Source organism: Bacillus sp. GW821-FHT11D08, assembly GCF_058808515.1.
Window position 1 is genome coordinate 220,538 of record NZ_JBXARS010000005.1, and the last position, 20,637, is coordinate 241,174.

General features: G+C 43.5%; 26 protein-coding genes and 2 pseudogenes. 19 read left to right on the forward strand and 9 right to left on the reverse strand.

Annotated features, from left to right (window positions below):
- Positions 1 to 31: 31 nt before the first annotated feature.
- Positions 32 to 202, reverse strand: coding sequence for a hypothetical protein (locus AC1RRX_RS12340; protein ID WP_014305239.1), 171 nt, complete (start codon positions 200 to 202; stop codon positions 32 to 34).
- A 533-nt stretch (positions 203 to 735) separates the two neighbouring features.
- Between AC1RRX_RS12340 and AC1RRX_RS12345 the strand changes: the two are divergent.
- Positions 736 to 855 (forward strand): annotated as a pseudogene (locus AC1RRX_RS12345) (DNA polymerase); the annotation flags it as partial.
- A gap of 40 nt (positions 856 to 895) precedes the next feature.
- On the opposite strand, the gene phrK reads toward AC1RRX_RS12345, so the two are convergent.
- Together phrK and AC1RRX_RS12355 are read right to left on the reverse strand one after the other, a co-directional pair.
- Positions 896 to 1,018, reverse strand: coding sequence for a phosphatase RapK inhibitor PhrK (gene phrK / locus AC1RRX_RS12350; protein WP_016936664.1), 123 nt, complete (start codon positions 1,016 to 1,018; stop codon positions 896 to 898).
- Positions 1,015 to 2,130: a Rap family tetratricopeptide repeat protein gene (locus AC1RRX_RS12355; protein ID WP_085342093.1), complete on the reverse strand. Its 1,116-nt coding sequence runs from the start codon at positions 2,128 to 2,130 to the stop codon at positions 1,015 to 1,017. The genes phrK and AC1RRX_RS12355 overlap by 4 nt, the downstream gene beginning before the upstream one ends.
- Before the next feature lie 369 nt (positions 2,131 to 2,499).
- On the opposite strand from AC1RRX_RS12355, the gene AC1RRX_RS12360 reads away from it, so the two are divergent.
- The gene (locus AC1RRX_RS12360) at positions 2,500 to 2,952 is read left to right on the forward strand and encodes a YoqH family protein (protein ID WP_144464440.1); all 453 of its coding nucleotides are present in this window, start codon (positions 2,500 to 2,502) and stop codon (positions 2,950 to 2,952) included.
- 233 nt (positions 2,953 to 3,185) lie between these two features.
- Here AC1RRX_RS12360 and AC1RRX_RS12365 read toward each other — a convergent pair whose 3' ends face one another.
- Both AC1RRX_RS12365 and AC1RRX_RS12370 read right to left on the reverse strand, forming a co-directional pair.
- Positions 3,186 to 3,560 carry a YoqO family protein gene (locus AC1RRX_RS12365; RefSeq protein WP_007407921.1) on the reverse strand — a complete coding sequence of 125 codons (375 nt, stop codon included), beginning with the start codon at positions 3,558 to 3,560 and terminating at the stop codon, positions 3,186 to 3,188.
- A gap of 125 nt (positions 3,561 to 3,685) precedes the next feature.
- Entirely contained in the window at positions 3,686 to 3,922 is a 237-nt protein-coding gene (locus AC1RRX_RS12370) for a hypothetical protein (protein ID WP_007407922.1), read from the reverse strand.
- 467 nt (positions 3,923 to 4,389) lie between these two features.
- Between AC1RRX_RS12370 and AC1RRX_RS12375 the strand changes: the two genes are divergently transcribed.
- Both AC1RRX_RS12375 and sprB read left to right on the forward strand, forming a co-directional pair.
- Entirely contained in the window at positions 4,390 to 4,725 is a 336-nt protein-coding gene (locus tag AC1RRX_RS12375; protein WP_237436942.1) for a DUF3221 domain-containing protein, read from the forward strand.
- 362 nt (positions 4,726 to 5,087) lie between these two features.
- Positions 5,088 to 5,264, forward strand: coding sequence for a recombination directionality factor SprB (sprB, locus tag AC1RRX_RS12380; protein ID WP_007612049.1), 177 nt, complete (start codon positions 5,088 to 5,090; stop codon positions 5,262 to 5,264).
- Between the two features lie 33 nt (positions 5,265 to 5,297).
- Here the strand turns inward: sprB and AC1RRX_RS12385 are convergent, their stop codons facing one another.
- The gene (locus tag AC1RRX_RS12385) at positions 5,298 to 5,723 is read right to left on the reverse strand and encodes an SDR family NAD(P)-dependent oxidoreductase (RefSeq protein ID WP_003153663.1); all 426 of its coding nucleotides are present in this window, start codon (positions 5,721 to 5,723) and stop codon (positions 5,298 to 5,300) included.
- A gap of 315 nt (positions 5,724 to 6,038) precedes the next feature.
- On the opposite strand from AC1RRX_RS12385, the gene phyC reads away from it, so the two are divergent.
- Positions 6,039 to 7,190, forward strand: coding sequence for a 3-phytase (gene phyC / locus AC1RRX_RS12390; RefSeq protein ID WP_144464438.1), 1,152 nt, complete (start codon positions 6,039 to 6,041; stop codon positions 7,188 to 7,190).
- 49 nt (positions 7,191 to 7,239) lie between these two features.
- Here the strand turns inward: phyC and AC1RRX_RS12395 are convergent, their stop codons facing one another.
- Together AC1RRX_RS12395 and AC1RRX_RS12400 are read right to left on the reverse strand one after the other, a co-directional pair.
- Entirely contained in the window at positions 7,240 to 8,196 is a 957-nt protein-coding gene (locus tag AC1RRX_RS12395; RefSeq protein WP_007407927.1) for a CgeB family protein, read from the reverse strand.
- A 6-nt stretch (positions 8,197 to 8,202) separates the two neighbouring features.
- Positions 8,203 to 8,634: a hypothetical protein gene (locus tag AC1RRX_RS12400; protein WP_144464436.1), complete on the reverse strand. Its 432-nt coding sequence runs from the start codon at positions 8,632 to 8,634 to the stop codon at positions 8,203 to 8,205.
- 210 nt (positions 8,635 to 8,844) lie between these two features.
- Between AC1RRX_RS12400 and cgeC the strand changes: the two genes are divergently transcribed.
- The 14 genes and pseudogenes from cgeC (at position 8,845) to yodN (ending at position 20,486) form a co-directional block, all read left to right on the forward strand.
- On the forward strand, positions 8,845 to 9,144 hold the full coding sequence (cgeC, locus tag AC1RRX_RS12405) for a spore maturation protein CgeC (protein ID WP_007407929.1): 300 nt from the start codon (positions 8,845 to 8,847) through the stop codon (positions 9,142 to 9,144).
- Between the two features lie 64 nt (positions 9,145 to 9,208).
- On the forward strand, positions 9,209 to 10,480 hold the full coding sequence (locus tag AC1RRX_RS12410; RefSeq protein ID WP_144464434.1) for a glycosyltransferase family 2 protein: 1,272 nt from the start codon (positions 9,209 to 9,211) through the stop codon (positions 10,478 to 10,480).
- Positions 10,481 to 10,518: 38 nt separating this feature from the next.
- A complete protein-coding gene (locus tag AC1RRX_RS12415; RefSeq protein ID WP_144464432.1) occupies positions 10,519 to 11,298 on the forward strand; it encodes a GNAT family N-acetyltransferase in 780 nt (259 codons plus the stop codon).
- A 78-nt stretch (positions 11,299 to 11,376) separates the two neighbouring features.
- The gene (locus tag AC1RRX_RS12420; RefSeq protein ID WP_014418145.1) at positions 11,377 to 11,523 is read left to right on the forward strand and encodes a YjcZ family sporulation protein; all 147 of its coding nucleotides are present in this window, start codon (positions 11,377 to 11,379) and stop codon (positions 11,521 to 11,523) included.
- Positions 11,524 to 11,660: 137 nt separating this feature from the next.
- Positions 11,661 to 11,983: pseudogene (locus AC1RRX_RS12425) on the forward strand (GyrI-like domain-containing protein).
- A 247-nt stretch (positions 11,984 to 12,230) separates the two neighbouring features.
- Complete coding sequence (locus AC1RRX_RS12430; protein WP_085342092.1) at positions 12,231 to 13,562, forward strand: aspartate aminotransferase family protein; 1,332 nt, start codon at positions 12,231 to 12,233, stop codon at positions 13,560 to 13,562.
- A 6-nt stretch (positions 13,563 to 13,568) separates the two neighbouring features.
- Complete coding sequence (locus AC1RRX_RS12435; RefSeq protein ID WP_015240035.1) at positions 13,569 to 14,258, forward strand: CoA transferase subunit A; 690 nt, start codon at positions 13,569 to 13,571, stop codon at positions 14,256 to 14,258.
- Entirely contained in the window at positions 14,243 to 14,938 is a 696-nt protein-coding gene (locus AC1RRX_RS12440; protein ID WP_015240034.1) for a 3-oxoacid CoA-transferase subunit B, read from the forward strand. The genes AC1RRX_RS12435 and AC1RRX_RS12440 overlap by 16 nt, the downstream gene beginning before the upstream one ends.
- Positions 14,910 to 16,211, forward strand: a complete 1,302-nt coding sequence (locus tag AC1RRX_RS12445; RefSeq protein WP_374106815.1) for a peptidase — start codon at positions 14,910 to 14,912, stop codon at positions 16,209 to 16,211. Before AC1RRX_RS12440 ends, AC1RRX_RS12445 begins: the two co-directional genes overlap by 29 nt.
- Positions 16,174 to 17,046 carry a putative beta-lysine N-acetyltransferase gene (ablB, locus tag AC1RRX_RS12450; protein ID WP_144464522.1) on the forward strand — a complete coding sequence of 291 codons (873 nt, stop codon included), beginning with the start codon at positions 16,174 to 16,176 and terminating at the stop codon, positions 17,044 to 17,046. Before AC1RRX_RS12445 ends, ablB begins: the two co-directional genes overlap by 38 nt.
- Entirely contained in the window at positions 17,043 to 18,464 is a 1,422-nt protein-coding gene (gene kamA / locus AC1RRX_RS12455) for a lysine 2,3-aminomutase (RefSeq protein WP_082998638.1), read from the forward strand. Before ablB ends, kamA begins: the two co-directional genes overlap by 4 nt.
- A complete protein-coding gene (locus AC1RRX_RS12460; protein WP_144464430.1) occupies positions 18,461 to 18,739 on the forward strand; it encodes a YokU family protein in 279 nt (92 codons plus the stop codon). Before kamA ends, AC1RRX_RS12460 begins: the two co-directional genes overlap by 4 nt.
- Before the next feature lie 74 nt (positions 18,740 to 18,813).
- The gene (locus AC1RRX_RS12465) at positions 18,814 to 19,038 is read left to right on the forward strand and encodes a YozE family protein (RefSeq protein WP_144464428.1); all 225 of its coding nucleotides are present in this window, start codon (positions 18,814 to 18,816) and stop codon (positions 19,036 to 19,038) included.
- A 767-nt stretch (positions 19,039 to 19,805) separates the two neighbouring features.
- On the forward strand, positions 19,806 to 20,486 hold the full coding sequence (gene yodN, locus AC1RRX_RS12470) for a germination protein YodN (RefSeq protein ID WP_003153690.1): 681 nt from the start codon (positions 19,806 to 19,808) through the stop codon (positions 20,484 to 20,486).
- Here the strand turns inward: yodN and AC1RRX_RS12475 are convergent.
- Positions 20,483 to 20,623, reverse strand: a complete 141-nt coding sequence (locus tag AC1RRX_RS12475) for a hypothetical protein (protein WP_175384522.1) — start codon at positions 20,621 to 20,623, stop codon at positions 20,483 to 20,485. The genes yodN and AC1RRX_RS12475 overlap by 4 nt on opposite strands.
- Positions 20,624 to 20,637 lie beyond the last annotated feature (14 nt).

Sequence of the window (20,637 nt, forward strand, 5' to 3'; positions counted from 1 at the left end):
GGGCTTTTTGCTTTGCACCTATTCTTTATGTTTAATCTAAAACCATAAAGTCCTGCACTTTTGTTTCTTCTTCAGGTAAATCAAATTCATTAAGTTTCTTTTTAGTACGAATATCAAAAATCCCCATATAGCCACCAATGCCTTTTTTGTTTTCCTCTTGTGAAATCACATAAAGTTTTTGATCTTTAAACTTTGCATTCATATATGGAAATTGTAAATCGAATTTTTCAAAAGAAAAATCTTGACCGTACTCAAGTAAGCAGGTGTATCGGGATTTGTTAATATATGTAACGTTTTTAGATATATGGTATATCCGGTACCTTAAAGTATCGTTTATTGAATTTTTCTCCTTGGAATGTGGATATGAGTACGCTTTTCTCGATGAGTGGATTTGAATAGATAAAAAAGATTTTATCCTCGGTTGGATTAATTTTAGAAGTACTTACAGAGTGGACATTTGATGAGCGGTTAATATCCAGATGTGACAAGTGCGCCTCCATTACTGTCTAGGTCCGTTCCTTTTGAATTTTTGTATGATTGCCACACAAGTTTAGAGCAATACTATTTATTTGTACTTTTTTGGTTGCAGCAACTGAATAAGGCTTATCTGTTTTACTACTAGCATATGTCTGAGCCTTTACCTTATCATAGATATCTGCGCCCTTATGCTTTTGAATCGCTTACTCCAGTTGTTCTGATAATTCCTTACCCTTTTCCAGCCCATGCTTCCATAATTTTGTTATGGAGGGGATAAGAAATAAATACGGATCAAAAGCGATCTTACGAGCTGTTTCTTATACACCTGGAGGCACAGCTTTGCATAGAGCAGGTTTGACAGGTGATCACAAATCATAAAATAAAAAGCCCACTCATATGAGTAGGGCTAAATTAATTTTTAACCTCCGACTGGCCTTTCAGCTACCTGGATGTTAGATGGTGAATCTGTACTCAATTGCGTTAAAGCTACCCCACTTAAAATTACAGTTAAAATAGATACGCAAAGCACAATTTTTTTCATAAGATTCCCTCCACCTGATTCATTTTCTGTTCAGCCCAAATTTTTTCATTGAAAAAGCTTGTTGCTTCTTCAAAAGCACCTATTGATTCAAACCTTTTTGCAGCTATGTAGGACAATTCATCTACACTTTCAAGGTCATTTTGTTGTTTTAAAAACTCAATATAACGGATGCAATTATTGAAGTTGTTTTTTAATTCACCGCAATATAGGTTGAATAGGATGCTAATTTTGGCTTCGTATATCTTATTCTCCATTAATATGAGTCTTTCCTGTGCTTTATTGTAAAAATTAATGGCTTTCATTTTTTCGTCAATTTTAAATAGTTCCTTAATCATCATGAATAAAGAATTTATATAATAATTTGAATTCATCCAAGATTCATTTTCAATAGCTTTTTCGAGAGATTTAATGCACTTATCAGGTTTGTCCCAATCAGAATACACGATACTAAGGTTGTGATATAACTGAGCTTCCAAATATTCATCCTGTGTTTCTTGTGCAATGTCTATTGCTTCTAAATAATATGTTTCTGACTCTTCAAACCGTTTCATATCGGAATAGTTTGCAGCCGCAATCATTGTTGAAGTTGCCAGTTTGCATTTATAATCAGGGTGTCGCTTATATATTGCAATTGCATTCTTGATGTAGTGTTGTGCCACAATGCTTTGTTTAACAAGAGTGTATAAGTAGGAGACCTTGGAGTAGAATTCAGCTGCTTCAATTTCATCCGGAATTTCTGCAAGCTTTTTCTCCGCTAATCCATATAAGTTAATTGCTCGATCATAATTTTTGTTGTATGCCTCGTACATTGCTTCGAATAAATAAAAGTTATATTCCAATTTATCGTTCGTTCTTTTTATGAAATTTTCATTCTCTTCAGTGAAATAAGTGTGCTTTTGTAAAGGCTCTCCGCGTGAAGAGTGTAGCAACATTTTGTGTCTTTCTTCTAATAAACTGTAATATGCAAGAACTTCTTGATCCTCTTCCATATCATCGAACAGGCTTTTAATCTCTGAGTAATATTTTATTGACTCATGTACCTTTTGTTTCTTTATAGCAATGTACCAATCATTCAGTGTAGTAGCAACAACTTCTGAAGCGATCTTGCTCATCCAAACCCCTCTTTCTGAAAATTTCAAAAATCCTTTGGGGATAATCATAACATAGTCATTGAAAAAATTGTAAAAGGATGTAGAGATTTTGGGATTTTCTAATTTGAAAAAACGAAAAAAATACCCTCCTCGTTAGAGAAGGGTACGTGATCAGTTTGCTGTTGCTTTTAGTGAGGCAAGCCATTCATCTAATGTTCCTGAGAAAACTTGTTGAACGGCTAATTCATATGCTGATTTTCCATCTTTACCGGCAGCGCCAGTAGCTCCAGTACTGCCTTTTTCACCTTTTAATGAAGCTAACCATTCAAAAGTGATGAATATTCAAGGCGGGAGTAAGGAAAATTAACAAAAAAATGTGAGGGAATGTAGATAAAACGATTTATCTTGGTTATACCGTTATTGGCTGCTGTTATTGCCTCTCCAACTCAAATGAAAGCAAGTCCAATGCCTTGTAGTGCAGTACTCGAACCGGTAAATCAAAAACTGAAAAATGCGAAGGGTGCGGCACTAATCTATAAAGTGCAGTTATACCCGCCAAGTGCTTCAAGAACGAATATGAGTATTCTTGCTGTCCACCTTCCTCAGCCATCTTCTTATGGAAGCTACGACGGTTATGAAGGATTTGCCGCCAAAACAGGGGAGATCAGTTGGCGATTTAAACTATATCCAACTCCCGAGGAAGAGAGCCCTAATTGGGCTGGAAGGATTGATTCCATATCGGCTGAAATGACAAATGTTAAAGTGCAAGTACGCCTTTCAAATTCTAAGACGCAAAAGTTGGGACCGAGTGTATTAACAAACAATGTTCAATCTTGCTATTAGAAATGTAGAGCTCTTATCAAAGAGAGCAATGCGACTGGATCTTTTGTAAATTGTCAAAAAGGTAATTGATCGAGAAATTCTGGTGAAAAATGAAGAAGAGTCCATTAAGATGGAATGTCTGGAGTCAATTCATCATTTGATAGAAGAGAGCCGGCAAAAATCGATATTGCGTTTGATTTTGTACATAGAAAGACGGCATAAAAAGAAATGGTTAGCTAAAAAAAGGCAAAGAGTCAACGCTCTTTACCATCAGGTGTTTTCCTTAAGCGGTCTGCAATATGCTTAATTAAATTCAGCGCAGCAGTCACTAATCCAATAACTAAAACAATTTCAAGTAAGAGGATAAATCCAAAATTTAAACCGCGACTTTCAAAGTAATCATCGGTAAAAAAGAGCAATTGATAAATTCCAAGCATTAGCACAATAAAGGAAGCGCCTATAATCGCCAGAGACTTTTTAGAGAACTCCTTAGTATGGTTGAAATTATAAACCAATAGGAACAAAAATAGACAAGCCATGGCGATCTTATGAGTCAATGAATCACTTGCTGAAAACCCTTGCACAAGTAAGGAGATAATTAATCCGGTCATTCCGATTATTTTATTCAATATATCACCTGCTTTGTATAAGTATGACCTTAGATGTCAGCTTACCAATTAAAGGTGATATTCTCAACATAATGCAGTTTAAACTTAACTTAAAATCGTAATTTTAAGAACAAATTTAGAGTGGATCATGACATGCTGTTTATTATGCTGTAAACAAACGCAACAATAAATAATGGATAAGAGATAACAGCAATTAGTTTTGAAGATTTGCTCTTTTTTTCAAATGTGTATATCAGTGCAAATCCTAAAAAGAATATTGTGACAAACCAAGAAGAATAGGATGGGTACAATGCAATAAGTAAGACAATAAGAGTGGATAACGCAAAAGAAGAGTCAAGTGTTATTTTCTGATCGTTTTTCAAATAAACCGCCTCCTTACACATATTCCCCCATATAAAAACACTTAAACATTATATTAAGTCAGCATGATTAAATGATAAACATTTTACGTCAAGAACAAGATAAAGCAATCCGGCATTTCAAGGACAAGCTGAACATGTCTGAAAAACTGTACATATCCTTAGTTAATGTAAACTGCTTATAGATAAGCAAAATGATTAAGCGGAAAGGCTGTATAGACTTATAGGATCTTATATAAACATTAGATCGCTTAAAGAAGGTGATGTGGTTGATCAGCCAATTGAATATTTCATGATGCAATTGTGCGGTTCTATAATGGTGAAGACCTCGCCATGTTCCATTTGTCTAGGGGGAATTTGTCTAAATTCATAAACATGAGGCGTTTTAGTCTGTCATTTCCTAAAACAGTGATTTATTCTTGTTACAAATATGCAAGAAGGGCGGTTTGAACTTGTATAGAGTGTTTATAATGCTGTTAATTTTGTTATGTATAACATTAGGGTGTCAAAACCAACATAACAAACATTTTATGGAGGCTGAGCAAACTATGGTCGGCTATGTCATTTTAAAAAGAGAGAACCAAGCAATTCTCATACCTAATGAAAAAGCTGATGCTAAAGACTTTAAAAATCTTAGTGAAAAAGAGATTATTGAGAAGTATAGATCGGATATAGTATTACTGGGACTTAGTCAACTTAACAATAAAGATGACTTGAGCAAAGGACAAAAAATTCGTATTTGGTATAAAAAATTAAATGAATCTTCACCTCCAAAAACAAACATCTCAAAGTTTGAAAGTATTTAGTACATATTCTGTAATTCCTAGGAATACCGCTGAAAAAACTGAAGCGGCATATTGAACAGAAATAATGTCTTCAAACCTTACCTCATTCGCGGTGGCTTAATTCTGCCCCAAGATTTATTTGACGATTGTTGACTCAGGTGCAGAGAAGGCACATGCCAAGAACACATTTTTGAATTACTGGGCACCTTGAATAAAACCAGCATTCCCGTATTCATATGCGAAGAGATCGGTACTGAACGCTGGATAAAGAAAAAAGTTAACCGTACATTTGAACAAGCTTGCGAGGCTTTGATAAAGAAAGAACAGTCAAGAGACGAACCATTACATACATATAATACTCCTGTGAAAGCGGGGGTGTAGTTTTGGAACCTTACCAACGTTATGAGGAATTAAAGAAGAAAACAATAAAGGTTGTCCATAAAGATAATTACAGTATCCGCTATATAGATCAGGATGAAGCCAGTAATGACTTAGATGAATTTTATAAACAATTTGCTCAGCATTTATTGGAGGCTGCTTTGGAAAGGAGTGCAGAGTAAGCTTCTTTTTTTGATTTGTTTGTAGTAAGTATCTTAATAAACGGCTTTATCGGTACTGATATTAATCACATGCGTCACCTCTTGCAGCAAGGCGGCTTCTGCGACATTTTGTCCGCCGATAAGGTTGGTTTGAATGGCTTCAAAGGGATTATCCTCACATGTCGGAACCTGCTTCAGCGCAGCTGTGTGAAAGACAATATCAACACCTTTCATCACTTGGTTGACTCTTCTGTAGTCACGAACATCGCCGAGCACAAATGACAGTCTTTGTTCATCCGCGTATTTTTGTTTCATCACATATTGTTTACTGTCATCTTTGCTGAACACAATGACTTCTTTAGGCGTTAAGAGCAAAAGGCGTTTTACTATTTGGCTTCCGATTGATCCTGTCCCGCCTGTGACGAGAACAGTTTTATCGTGAAAAAACGGTTGTAGCTCTACTGCTTGCTGTTTAGGCATGGCTTATCCTCCAACTCTCGTTTCTCTACCATGCATCATATGTTGAACAATTTCAGCGAGTTAATGAAAGAAACCAATAAATCAAAAATTAGAGAAAAACATTAATCTGATGCGCTTTCATATCGCTTTACCCGATTAATAGAATAGAAATCACAAATAAAACATTGTACTAAATGTTCATTCTAAATATTTGCTCATGTCAATTCTTTCTCTTCATAAATTCTCACATGCGGACAATCTTCACAAAAACTTAACACTGAACTTCCTGTATGTATTTTACAATTAAAGTACACTTTCATAAAAGGAGGAAGGAAAATGAATCATTCAAAAACACTTTTGTTAACCGCGGCAGCCGGATTGATGCTCACATGCGGTGCGGTTTCTTCCCAGGCCAAGCATAAGCTGTCTGATCCTTATCATTTTACCGTGAATGCGGCGGCGGAAACGGAGCCGGTTGATACAGCAGGTGATGCAGCTGATGATCCTGCGATTTGGCTGGATCCCAAGAATCCTCAGAACAGCAAATTGATCACAACCAATAAAAAATCAGGCTTAGTCGTGTACAGCCTAGAGGGAAAGATGCTTCATTCCTATCCTACCGGGAAGCTGAACAATGTTGATATCCGCTATGATTTTCCGTTGAACGGAAAAAAAGTTGATATTGCGGCGGCATCCAATCGGTCTGAAGGAAAGAATACCATTGAGATTTACGCCATCGACGGAAAAAACGGCACATTACAAAGCATTACGGATCCAGACCGCCCGATTGCATCAGCAATTGATGAAGTATACGGTTTCAGCTTGTACCACAGTCAAAAAACAGGAAAATATTACGCGATGGTGACAGGGAAAGAAGGCGAATTTGAACAATACGAATTAAATGCTGATAAAAATGGATACATATCCGGCAAAAAGGTAAGGGCGTTTAAAATGAATTCTCAGACAGAAGGGATGGCAACAGACGACGAATACGGCAGTCTTTATATCGCAGAAGAAGATGAGGCCATCTGGAAGTTCAGCGCTGAGCCGGACGGCGGCAGTAACGGAACGGTTATCGATCGTGCCGACGGCAGGCATTTAACCCCTGATATTGAAGGACTGACGATTTACTACGCTGCTGACGGGAAAGGTTATTTGCTTGCATCAAGCCAGGGTAACAGCAGCTACGCGATTTATGAAAGACAGGGACAGAACAAATATGTTGCGGACTTTCAGATAACAGACGGGCCTGAGACAGACGGCACAAGCGATACAGACGGAATTGACGTTCTGGGTTTCGGGCTGGGACCTGAATATCCGTTCGGCCTTTTTGTCGCACAGGACGGAGAAAATATAGATCACGGCCAAAAGGCCAATCAAAATTTTAAAATGGTGCCATGGGAAAGAATCGTTGATAAAATCGGCTTTCACCCGCAGGTCAATAAACAGGTTGACCCGAGAAAACTGACTGACAGAAGCGGAAAATAAACATGAAAAAAGCAGCTTATCCAAGCTGCTTTTTGATGTGAAGAGCGTTTCATGAGAAAGTCTTGGAACGGATAGCCGCAAGCACAGCCGGAATCTGGTCATACGTGTACGCCGGGACTGTCTCTTGATAATTAAGCGCCGCGGTTTGTTTACGTTCACCCGGGTTTGTCATATAAAAATGGATCTTATCCGCAAAATCCGCAAGCCCGCTGTAAGAAACAAAGGATGAAAACGGGGGCGCGGGAGAAAGGTCTGTCAGCTGAAAGGCCTGACAAGCCGCAATGTCTAAGCTTCTCGTATTTAAACTGATATTTTCGATGCCGCGTCCGTTCTGATTGAGCGCAAACCGATAAGAACGGTGAGGGTTTAAGACCACGTCTGCGCTGTTGTAATATAATGCGGCACGTTCGGGTGCAATCCATTCATCCATTACGAGCACATTTTGCTGCCTGGCGATTTTTTTAGGCAGATGTCTGCGCCATCCCTTCCCGATGATACGAAGCGTATACGGAAGCTTCGCCGCTGCTTTCACCAGTTCAACGCGGTTCGGGTACGGGTATCCGATCAGAAGCAGATTTGTGTGAAGAGAAGCTTCAGCAGGTTGTTTCTTAAAAAGCCGCTGATTAACGGGGATCGGGACATAATATACGTGCTGTAAGCCCATTTGCCGGTAAGCATCAAGCGCGTTTTGTTCTATCGTTAAAACGGCATCGGCAAGCGGGGCGATTGTCATGCTCACATCGAAATAAAAAGGATCCTCCGTCATCCATAGATAAACGGGAATCTGTTCTGTCTTCAGCCATTGAAGCCATTCAGACGGAATACGGTCTCCCGTCATCATCAGACTGATGTCTGGTTTGAATGCCCGTATACTGCGGATGGTATCTTCCTCAAACTCAGAAACAGAAAAAAAGCGGACGGAAGACTGTAAAAAGCCTTCCTCAATCCAGCGGTCAAAATACGTGTATATGCCTTTATATCCTGAACGGATATATAAAACGTTCATATGCTGTTACGAAGTGAACGTGACACTTTCAACTTTGTCGACGTCAAGCAATGTTGTAGCAGAGCCTGCCGGTGTAACGGAATTTTCCTGCGTAACAAAAACGATTCCGTGAATTTCGTCAAAGGCAACAAATTGAACCGGGCCGATCATGTCTCCTGAATCCATCACAATGCTGATGACAGTGCCGGGCTGAATTCTTGCAAAAATCCATCTCGCAGCTAATGAAATACCGCTTCCCAATACAGATTGTGCGCTGAGACTGTCTTTCACCGCTGCTTCATCTACTTTTGCATCAATTGCCGCTTCCAATAATTCTTTTACGCTGTTTTTCACGTTATCTCCTCCATCTGTACCGCCAGATAAAGCGCTGTTGTCAAATACAGGGGCTAAAAGAGTTTTCAATAACTCCTTTTTAAGCTCCAAACGATCCTCGCTCATGCGGACATACACCTCCTTTAACAATTTCAACCTCACGTTTATTCATATTCCTGATTGAAGAGATTGGTATAAGTCGAATGCCGTTTTGCTTGTGTTTTTTTCAATATTTAATCAAACAGCTGAATTTTCGAATCAGGCTTTGTTTGCCTATGCGGTTTGTAAGAGTATGACATACGTTGTATAGATTAAAAAATGAAGGAGAGGAATACTTTGGATTCAGAAGAAACTGTAAAACACGGGGGTTTTGAGGAGGAATTTCAGCTCGTACTGCTTCTTCTTCTTTTGTTATCCCGTCAGCCGTCCGGAGATCATTCAGATTTGCGGCGTCAGCTTGTAATGGCAAAAGAGCTTGGGGTCCCTGTATCACGCGTCAATCTGATTAACGGCAGCACACTGCAAAACGTAATTGTCAAAGAAGTGCTGTCAGATTTGGCCGTTTTTCAAAATCCGCTCAATAATACGAGATCAAACGTCGCGATTTCAAGCATCGTCAGCTGGGGTGCTTTTTAATAACGGATATCAGGCTCTGTCTCTTTCGGAGCCGTTTTTTATGTTTTACAGAAGGGGTGATGGGATGGAAAAGAAGATCTCAATTATCTTAACGAGTTACAACAAACCGGATCTTGTGAAACAGGCGATTGAAAGTGTTTTGCATCAAACCCACAGCAATTGGGAGCTGTTTGTGATGGATGATCATTCAAATGAAGAAACCTCGGCTGCCATCAGTACGTATATAAAAGATCCTCGCATATATTATGACAACAGTTTTATCAATCCTGCCGAACGCCTGAAGTCGACCCGGTATGCCGTTTTGATTAATGATGCGCTTTCACGGGCTAAAGGCGAATACATCACTTATTTGACAGACGACACCGTATTTCATCCGGATAGGCTCAGCCGCATGGCGGAAGCGCTTAATCAATACAGCGAGTTTGATGCCGTCTATTCCAGCCAGAAGGTGATACATGTAAACGGGCGCGGAACAGAACAATTCCACTTCTATCGTTTTGCTGAAGAGGTGCTTGATCAGGCCGCTTTTCTCGTTGATCACTGTTCAGTGATGCACCGGAGATCATTGCTTGAGCGTGTGAAAGAGAAGTTCGGCAGCTTTTGGGACGAAGATGTTATGCATTGGAATCACGGAGACTCTGTTTTTTGGAGCAGGCTCAACACATTTACATCATTTCTGCCGATAAAAGAAGTGTTGGATACGACCTATAAAACACCCCACTCATTTCAGAACACGTATCAATCGCTTCCGTCTGTCCTGATCGACGGATCCTTTGTAAAGGGGACGGATCAGAAAGTATATCAGCTTGACCGAAATAAAAGGAAGCCTGTAAACGAGCGCTGGCATACGTTATATGAAGGCCGAACCGTCGTCATTCCGGATCCGTTTTTATTTCAATATGAGGAAGAGAACTCCGTCAGTATTCCGAATTTTCAGCTCGTCAGGGATCAGTTTCATGTTTATTTTATAGAAGACGGGGAGAAAAGGCTGGTTGATCATAGCGCATTTCGCTTTTACCGATTTAAACGGCATGACATCCCGGCTTTAGAACGGGCCGAAATACAATCGCTTCCGGACGGTCCGCCGATCAGCTGGGAGACATCGGGCTGTATTCAACATCTGCCCGGGAGAATGCTGTTTCGCATTGAACGGGAATTTTATGTTTATTTGAGAGGGGTTCTCCATCCGATCAGTCATGACGTAGCGAAACGCTTTTTTGCGAATCAGAAGGCGATACCCATTTCCTTTCAGCAAATTAAACAATTACCAATTGGAATGCCGTTCTATCCGGTGTACGATGAAATTATGAGAAATCTCAATATAACAAAAGGTTGAGGGATGCAGTTGGATGTGTAAGGAAAAGGAGAGCTTTTATGACCGATCAATTTGATAAAACCGAGAAGCAGTATATAGAGCTTACTTCCGGCATTCAGAGGTTCGAGCATTTCAGTGTATATACGGACCCTTTTTTGCCGCAGATTTTTTCGCATAACTTTGTTCAGCTGCACCGTACATTTCCGTTAGACAAACTGCTGTCGTTTTTTTCGTCCGTTCCGGGCATGCTTCAAGCCAATTATATTCATGTGAAAGCGTCTCCGGAGCACGCGTTTCCGCTTCTTCTGAAACAAACTCTCGTAAAGCAGGGCTGCGTAGTGGAAGATGAGCTGTTTTTTGCAAGGAAACTGGAAAATGGGGACCTGCAGGCCGGACACCCGCTCACTGCTTGGGGGACGGAAAAAAGCCTCGCCGACGGGTCGTCTATTATGAACATCTATGATGCCCTTTACATTGGCGAGGCGGCGGCCGAACAAAAGCTTGAGCGGAAATATCCTTTGTATAAGGACGGAACGGTTATGCTTGTCGTGTGCTACAGCGACGCCTCGCAAACGATTCCGATCGGCTGCGGAGAGCTTTTCATCAACAAAGCAGATAAAACCGCAAAAATAGAAGAAGTCGCAATTCTGGATCAATTCCAACGAAAAGGCTACGGATCGATATTGATGAATGAGCTGATGGCGGCGGCAAAGCTGAACGGCATGGAAACCGTATACCTTGTGACGTCCGGGATGGACGGTGTAAACCGCTTTTATGAAAAACTCGGCTTCAAAAGATTTCGGCGCGTGCATACAATTTTTCATTATTTTCTTACATAGTTGGGCATTCGCATAAACCAATTGGGAGTTGGCCCGCATACAATGCCGTATATCGTAAGAAGAAAGGATGATTTGTGTATGTACGGATACGGATATGGCTACGGTTGCGGCAGTTTTGGCTATGGTTACGGGCACGGCGGCTGCGGAGGCGGAACCAGCACTTTTGTGCTGATCGTGGTATTGTTTATTTTATTAATCATCGTCGGTGCGGCTTTTATTTGTTAGACTGAAAAAAATCCTATAATAAAAATCAGCCTGCAGAGAACATCACTTTCTGCAGGCTTTTTGTTATTTCCATGCTGAAAAATCAGCTTGAAAAACATTTTAATACATATTACCTTTCTGGAGAAGGGGGCGAAAATGTGAACATAACGATTGAAGAATTACTTGAATCAAGAATTGCTTATTTCCGAAACGTCGGAGAGTATGGCGGAAAGCAAAACAAAGAACTGATGGAGTCATTTAAAAACTGGGCGCAATTGAATGGTCTGCTTGATCATTCTGTCATTTTAGGAATTCCGCAAGATCATCCGAATCGTAAGAGGCAGTCAGTGGATTTTGGAACACTGTTTTTTCTGAGATCGAAAAAAATAATTTATCAATCAGAGAGCAGCCCATTATCGAAAGGTATACTTTACAAAAGGTGAATCATCATTTGTGTGAAATATTGATTCCCATACGGTAAAGAAGACGGGAATTTTCCGCCTTCTGCTTATACTGATTCAGATCAAAAATGATGTGATGATGAGCTGAGCAAAGAATAAAATCAACAATAGGAATAGAATTTCCAGAACGCTCTTCAGGCTGTCGGGACATCTCCGGCAGCCTGTTTTACAGAAAGGTATTTTCTGCAAAAAACTTTCTGAAGGATAAGAATGCGGTTATTCATCTGTTCATACAATGAAGCAAATGGGTTTTCGAGGTGGAAAGATATGGGGAGCTATTTAATCAAACCGGAGCTTGACGCAAATTATCCGTCAGTCAGTCATGGAAAGGGATCATATGTGTATGATCAGGAGGGGAACAAGTATCTTGACGGAGCATCGGGGGCGGTCACTTGCAATATCGGCCACGGCACGGAGGATATTATACAAGCTTTAAAAGAGCAGCTTGACTCTGTTTCGTTTGTGTATCGCTCGCAATTCACCAGTACTCCGGCAGAAGAACTGGCTTTATTTCTGGCGGATCATCTGCCGGGCGGGCTGAATTGGTCATTTTTTGTAAACAGCGGCTCAGAGGCAGTCGAAACAGCGATGAAAATGGCCGTTCAATATTGGCAGGAAAAAGGGCAATACCAAAAATCCGTCTTTCTATCAAGATGGGGCAGTTACCACGGCATTACTTTGGGAGCGCTTTCATTATCGGGGTTCTACGAACGGAGATACCGCTTCACCCAGTTGCTCGAACGGTTTCCTGCCGTTTCAGCGCCTAATATGTATCGTTCAGAGCTGCAGGGAGAGGAATTTGTGAAAGCTGCGGCGGCTGAACTGGAAACGGCTGTTCAGCGGATCGGTTCCTCATTTATCGCGGGATTTGTCGCAGAACCGATTGTCGGAGCAGCCGGGGCGGCCATCACTCCGCCGGCAGGTTATTATGAAGCGCTTGAGGATGTCTGCCGCCGGCACGGTATTTTGTTTATCGCGGATGAAGTCATGACGGGGCTCGGGAGAACAGGGCGGATGCTTGCTTCTGAGCATTGGGGGATCGCACCTGATATCGCGGTGCTCGGAAAAGGGTTAGGCGCCGGTTACGCTCCGATAGCGGCAGCCGTTGCGTCTGATGACATCATTGAAACGATCAAGCGGGGCTCCGGGGTCATTATGAGCGGACATACGTACAGTGCCAACCCATACTGTGCAAGAGCGGCGCTTGAAGTGCTTCGCTATGTTAAGAAACACGAGCTGCTTCGGCAGTCAGAGGAGAAAGGCGTAATGCTGAAGCGGAAATTAGAAGAAATCAAAGAGCGCAGCGGGGTGATTGGGGATGTCCGCGGTAAAGGCCTCCTGATCGGGGTTGAATTCGTTAAGGATAAAACGACGAAGGACGTTTTTTCGAAAAAACAGGCCTTCACCGAAAAAATCATTAAAGCGGCAAAAAAACGGGGCCTGCTTATTTACCCTGCAAAGCCTGGTATTGACAGCGGAGAAGGAGACGCCGTCATCATCGCCCCGCCGTTCACGATTTCATATGCCGAGCTGGATGAGCTGTCAGATCTATTTTCACAGGCCGCAGAAGAAGTTGAAAAAATAATGAAGAAGGATTGAGCTGATATGTCTATTTTTCATAAAAAAATCGATATTCATGAAGCAATTGCCGATGTCAAGGACGAATCTGTCATCATGTTCGGCGGTTTTGGGGGAGTGGGTTCACCTCCGTCATTAATCGAAGCGATTTTGGAAAGCGGCGTTAAAGAGCTGACCGTCATCTGCAATGATGCCGGATTTCCGGAAATCGGCATCGGCCCGCTTATCGTTCATAAGCGGGTAAAAAGGCTGATCGCTTCCCATATCGGCTCAAATCCTGTCGCGGGCAGACAAATGACTGACGGAGCGCTTGAGGTGGAATTTTCGCCGCAAGGGACGCTTGCTGAACGGATTCGCGCAGGCGGAGCGGGGCTAGGCGGTATATTAACTGATATCGGCATTGATAACGCAACCGTTTGTGAAAACAAAGAAACCGTAACGATTGACGGAAAGTCCTATTTAGTTGAAAAAGCGCTGACGGCTGATTTCGCTTTTGTGTCCGCACATACTGCTGATGAATTCGGGAATCTGACGTTTGACAAAACGGCGCGCAACATGAACCCTCTGATGGCTGCGGCGGCCGAAAGAACATTTGCTGAGGCGGCAGAGATTGTGCCTGCCGGCGAACTTGACAGCGAGCATATTGTAACGCCGGGCGTTTTCGTGGAGGGTGTCGTGCAAAGTGAAGGAGTGAAGTGGAAATGGGCTTGGGAATAGCGGAAAGAGAGAGTATCGCGAGGCGGGCCGCCAGTGAAGTTACCTCAGGTATGATTGTCAACCTGGGGATCGGCATTCCTTCTTTAGTGCCGAACTTTCTGCCCGCCGGCATGGAGGTAATGCTGCAGGCGGAAAACGGCGTCCTCGGGATCGGCGGCAGTCCGGAGCGCGGAGAGGAGGATGAGCTTTTATGCAATGCGGCCGGGTTTCCTGTCAGTACAGTTAAGGGTGCTTCCTATTTTGATTCAGCTCTGTCTTTTGCCATGATCAGAAAAGGGCTGATAGATATTACCATTTTAGGCGCGCTCCAAGTCAGCAGGACAGGTGATCTCGCCAATTGGCTCGTGCCGGGAAAAAAAGTGCCCGGAATGGGCGGGGCGATGGAGCTTGCCCAAGGCGCGAAAAAAGTAGTTGTCGTCATGAGCCACACCGATCAGAAAGGACGGCCGAAGCTGGTCGAAAGCTGTTCATTGCCGCTTACAGCAGCGGGCTGTGCAGATCTCATCATTACAGAGAAAGCCGTCATCAGCATAGATGATGGGGCTTTTGTTCTTGAGGAACTGCTGAATGGCACGACCATAGACGATGTCATTCAAACAACGGATGCCGAGATCAGATTGGGAGAATGTTTTCTTAAAAGGGGGCCTGTCCATGGATCAATTAGAAAAGAAAGTCACTGAGTGGGCGGAAGAAAACACAGCAAAAGCGGTAAGCTTGCTGAAACGGCTGATCGGGGAAAAAAGCACGTTCGGCCATGAATTTAACGCGCAGGCAGTCGTTTTAGAAAAACTGAGACAGTTTGACATGGATATTGATGTATGGGAGCCGAGTGTCAAACATTTGAAAGAGCATCCTTATTTTATATCAGAACGCGAAGACTTCCATGAAAGCCCGAATATCACAGCTGTAAAGAAAGGGGCCGGGGGCGGAAGATCACTGATACTGAACGGACATATTGATGTTGTCCCGGAAGGAAATCCCGCCGCATGGACGTATGAACCGTTTACCGCTGTTGAAAAGGACGGCAAAGTTTACGGCCGCGGGTCAACGGATATGAAAGGCGGCAATACAGCTCTCTTGTTTGCGTTAGAAGCGCTTGAAGCCTGCGGGATTACATTAAAAGGAGATGTTCTGTTTCAAAGTGTCATAGATGAAGAGTGCGGCGGCGCGGGAACACTGGCGGCTGTTATGAGGGGCTACAAGGCTGACGGGGCGCTTATTCCCGAACCGACTAATTTAAAGCTGTTTGTTAAGCAGCAAGGGTCTATGTGGTTCCGCATTACGGTAAGGGGATTGTCCGCACACGGCGGCACCCGCTATGAAGGGGTGAGCGCCATCGAAAAAAGCCTGCATGTCATCACAGCCCTTAAAGAGCTTGAACACGTCCGCAACGCCCGTATCACAGACCCGCTTTATCGGGACGTTCCGATCCCGGTTCCCATTAATATCGGCACCGTCCAAGGGGGAACGTGGCCATCATCGGTAGCTGACCGTGTGGTGATAGAAGGCAGGTGCGGAATAGCTCCGGATGAAACGCCCGAAGCAGTAAAAGAAGAGCTCGCAAGCTGGCTGAAAGATTTGGAGTACCGGGATGAGTGGTTTAAACACCACCCGGCGGAAATAGAATGGTTTGGGGCTCAGTGGCTTCCGAATGATCTCCCGGATGAGCATCCGCTGATTTCCGCTCTGGAATCTTCTTTTGAGAAAATGAAAGGGGCAAAACCGGTTCGTGAAGCGTCCCCGTGGGGAACGGACGGAGGGCTTTTGCAGCACGCGGGACAGACGCCGGTCATCGTCTTCGGGCCGGGAGAAGTCAAAGCGGCGCATCAGGCGAATGAATACATTGAAATCCGGGCGTTAATCGATGCCGTCAAAATCATTTCTCTTTTTATCATGGAATGGTGCGGGGTGGCAGATGGGGGTGACGGAGCTGATAAAGGAACTGAGGGCTGAAAAGGGAGCGGCCGAGATTGATGCAGACCGTTTCAATGAGCGGCTCAGAGTCATTCGTTATGACGGACAGATCACGGCGCTTATTCCGGCCGTTTTGGCAGAAGCAAAGCAAGAAGGAGCCCAAAAGGTAATTTTCTTTGCCAAGCGCGGCGATGAGCCGGAATTTGTCAAGCATCTTTTTATTGTTGAGGGTGTCATAGACGGGTATTACAACGGGCATGAGGCTGTTGTGATGGTGCGCTATTTAGCAGAGGAACGGAGACGGTCAGATTCATATGTATCAGAAGATTCGACTGTTGACCGTTTATATGAGACACCGCGGCGGGGACTGACTCAGGCAGAAAGCGCGCTGATGTTCAGAAAAGCGGATGAAGATGATGCAGACCGCTTATCGCACTTATATAAACATGTTTTTCTTACCTATCCGACTCCTGTCTTTAATCCCCTTTATATTAAAAAAACAATGAGAGAAAACACCATCTATTATGCCGCATTCGATCAGGATCGTCTCATTGGGGCGGCAAGCGCAGATATCAATCCGGTATTGGGGCACGCTGAAATGACCGATTGCGCGGTTCTGTCAGATTACAGGGGGAACTCCGTAACGGCACACTTGTTTAAAGCGTTGGAGCAGGAACTCGCGGGCCGGGAAATCATCCATCTTTTTTCCTTGGCCCGTGCAGCGTCTTACGGGATGAATGCCGTTTTGTACCATGCGGGATACGGCTACAGAGGCAGGCTTGTGAACAACTGCCGCATTTCAGAAGGGCTCGAAAATATGAATATATGGTGCAAGACTTTACGTTTGGCCATTCATAAGGAGGAATTCGTTTGACAAACAAATGGTTTCAGCCGAAGCGTCATTGGAAGGAGATTGAATTGTGGAAAGATGTGCCGGAAGACAAGTGGAATGATTGGCTGTGGCAGCTCACCCATACTGTAAGAACCGTCGATGACCTGAAAAAAGTCATTCATTTGACCGAAGAGGAAGAAGAAGGCGTCAGGATGTCTGTAAAAACCATTCCCCTGAACATTACGCCTTATTATGCTTCTTTAATGGATCCCGATAACCCGAGATGTCCGATCCGCATGCAGTCCGTGCCGCTGTCAGAAGAAATGCACAAAACGAAATATGACCTTGAAGATCCGCTGTTTGAAGATGAAGATTCACCGGTTCCCGGTCTTACGCACCGCTATCCCGACCGCGTTCTTTTTCTGGTGACAAATCAATGCTCGATGTATTGCCGATATTGTACCAGAAGGCGTTTTTCCGGACAGATCGGAATGGGGGTGCCGAAAAAACAGCTCGATGCGGCCATCGCTTACATCCGGGAAACGCCGGAAATCCGTGACTGCCTGATTTCCGGAGGAGACGGGCTTTTAATCAACGATCAGATTCTTGAATATATTTTAAAAAACCTGCGTGACATTCCCCACCTTGAAATTATCCGGATCGGAACGAGAGCGCCCGTCGTATTTCCGCAGCGGATAACAGATAACCTTTGTCAGATTTTGAAAAAATATCATCCGGTCTGGCTGAACACTCATTTTAATACGAGCATCGAACTGACGGAAGAATCGGTTGCGGCGTGTGAAAAGCTCGTTAACGCAGGTGTTCCGGTCGGTAACCAGGCCGTTATTTTAGCAGGCATTAACGATTCGGTGCCGATTATGAAAAAACTCATGCATGATTTAGTGAAAATCCGCGTGCGTCCGTATTATATTTATCAATGTGATTTGTCAGAGGGAATCGGCCATTTCAGAGCGCCTGTGTCAAAAGGGCTGGAAATCATTGAAGGACTGAGGGGCCACACAACGGGCTTTGCCGTGCCGACCTTTGTCGTCGACGCCCCGGGCGGAGGCGGTAAAATCGCCCTGCAGCCGAACTACTTGCTCTCCCAAAGTCCGGAGAAAGTTGTGATCAGAAACTTCGAAGGGGTGATTACATCTTATCCCGAGCCGGAAAACTATATCCCGAATCAAGCCGACGACTATTTTGAATCTGTTTTTCCGGGAACGATGGCCAAACACGAGCCGGTCGGACTGAGCGCCATTTTCGCGGACAAAGAGGTTTCGTTCACACCGGAAAATGTATCGAGGATCGACAGGAGGAAAACGTTTACATCAAACCCTGATCATGAAACGCTGAAAGACCGCAGGGAAAAGAGAGATGAATTGAAAGAAAAGAAATTTATTGCACAGCAAAAGAAAGAGCAAAAAGCAGGATCGGAAGTCGGAGGTGAGTCGCCGTGAAGCCATGCGAGTGGTGCGGCAATCAGAAGGCGTCAGCTAGTCAGGCGGCTGTGTACTGGGAGCTTCCTGACGGTACGAGGGCCATAGAAATTACAGAAACACCCTCATTCGCCTGTTCCTCCTGCGGCATGACTTATCAGGAGGAAGCGGTCATAGCGGAAATCGAAAATCAGCTTTTTTTAGTCAATGCAAAAAAATTACCGGAAACACTCACATATCAAGAGCTGATGGGGACAGAACGGATCTTGAAACGGAATTATTTTGACTTCTCCTAGTCTTCTTTTGTTGTAATTTCACACTTGAATTGTATAATAGTACAACAAAAGACAGTCATCAGGAGGGGAAACCCATGAAATCCTTTTATCACTATTTGATGAAATACAGGCATCCCAAGCCGCAGGACGCAATCAGCCAGTTTGCGAATCAGGCATATGAAGATCACGGCTTTCCGAAAACGTCAAGCAATTATCACGAGCTCAGTTCTTATTTAGAACTGAGCGCCGACTATTTAGAAACGATGGCGACATTTGATGAAGCTTGGGAAAAATATGAGACCGAGGTGCATCACGCCTGACGAAAAACCGCACATTGTGCGGTTTTTTTCTGTTGAAATCACTCGCTTATGAGGTGCCGTATGATCAAATCCCGCAACGCCGTCCGTTTTGATCAGCACGTAAACAAATCTTCCTGACGGCACGTATCATAAGGCAGGAGAATGTATAGCTGCAGAGTTCGACAGATCAGGCCTGCTGCCGGCGGGGCCCCGTGTAAGGAACCGCTTTTCACGGAGAAATAATCAAACATTTAAATGAAGTGAGGGGAATCAAATGATCCATCAGGTAAGCCTGATGAGGCACTGACGTTTGGGCGGAAAAGGGGATTTTATGTGACAAGGTTGAAGCGGATTGAAGTTGTGCCTTCATTGAAAGCCGAAACGAGTTTGGTTGTTCATGATAAACAAGCGATTGCAAATATGCAGCCGGAATTGAGTCTCCATACACCTTCGATGATGTGTTTCCGGCAAATCTTGAACATCACGGCGGTGATATTGTCAACATGCCTTCGGGCCGGGTATTTACCTTTGCGTCATAGAGAAAAAAACAAAGACTCATAAAAAATAGAAGCTTTTTGTCTCAGCATTGTTACTGCTCATTCGATCGAGAGCGGAATGTCATCGGACGCTTCTGTTACGGTAAGCGAAAAAACGCACAAGCATGTTGCGCTTTTTGACATTTTGAACAGGTTCAGAAATAGATATTTCCTGTGGTTTTCATGCCCATGCGAAATGATGGCGGCCGGCATACGATAGCGTATGACAGTCCGCGGCAAGGGGGAGACAGCATGAAGCCAGATAAACCGAAATTTCAAGTGGGAGACATCGTGGTCGTCGTGATGTACGGAACCGTCGGCACCATTACGAAGGTTCATCAAATTGATAAACATTATCTTTACGAAGTCAATCATAATGAAGTGCTTTATTTTGAATCGTCCATCCAGCTTTATAAAGATTATGAGGGCGTGATCGTCGATATGGAAAAATTGGATATTGAATATGAATTTCTGATCGGCGACGTCGTATATGTAAAGGACTACGGAAAGGAATTATTCCGTGTCATCGGCCACAGAACTGAAATATGGAGATATTTAGAGGATGGCTGGGAGGATATTATTTATGAGCTGACTCGGCTGAAAGACGGAGAGTGGCTTGAAACGGAGGAAGAGGATCTCACGCTGGTTCTGAGAAAATATGAAATGGATCAGTTTGTGCATCAGCTGCTGTTTGTCCACTATGTTGGGGAAGCATCTCATGAGATCGGCGAGGATACCGTCGCGTCTGCTCTTCTTCAGTTTGAAGGCGATGCTGATGATCCCGATGCCCTGCATGTGCTGGCGGTATCGATTGTAGATGAGCTGCTTGATATTTATAACGATTATAAGATTCTTTATCATTTGTTCGGTGACGAAGAATATAAAGATATGATGAATTTTGTGCTGGAAAGCCTGCGGGAGCATTTCAGCTAGCCGGCAAAAAAACGGACGGTGACATATAAAAACCAGGGCAGACAGCCGGCAAAGATTACAAACGACATTCCTTTCAGCACTTTTTTCAATACGATATCAAATCCATCTCCGTCCAATAAAGCCATCATTTTCGTCATCATCTTTTCTCCCT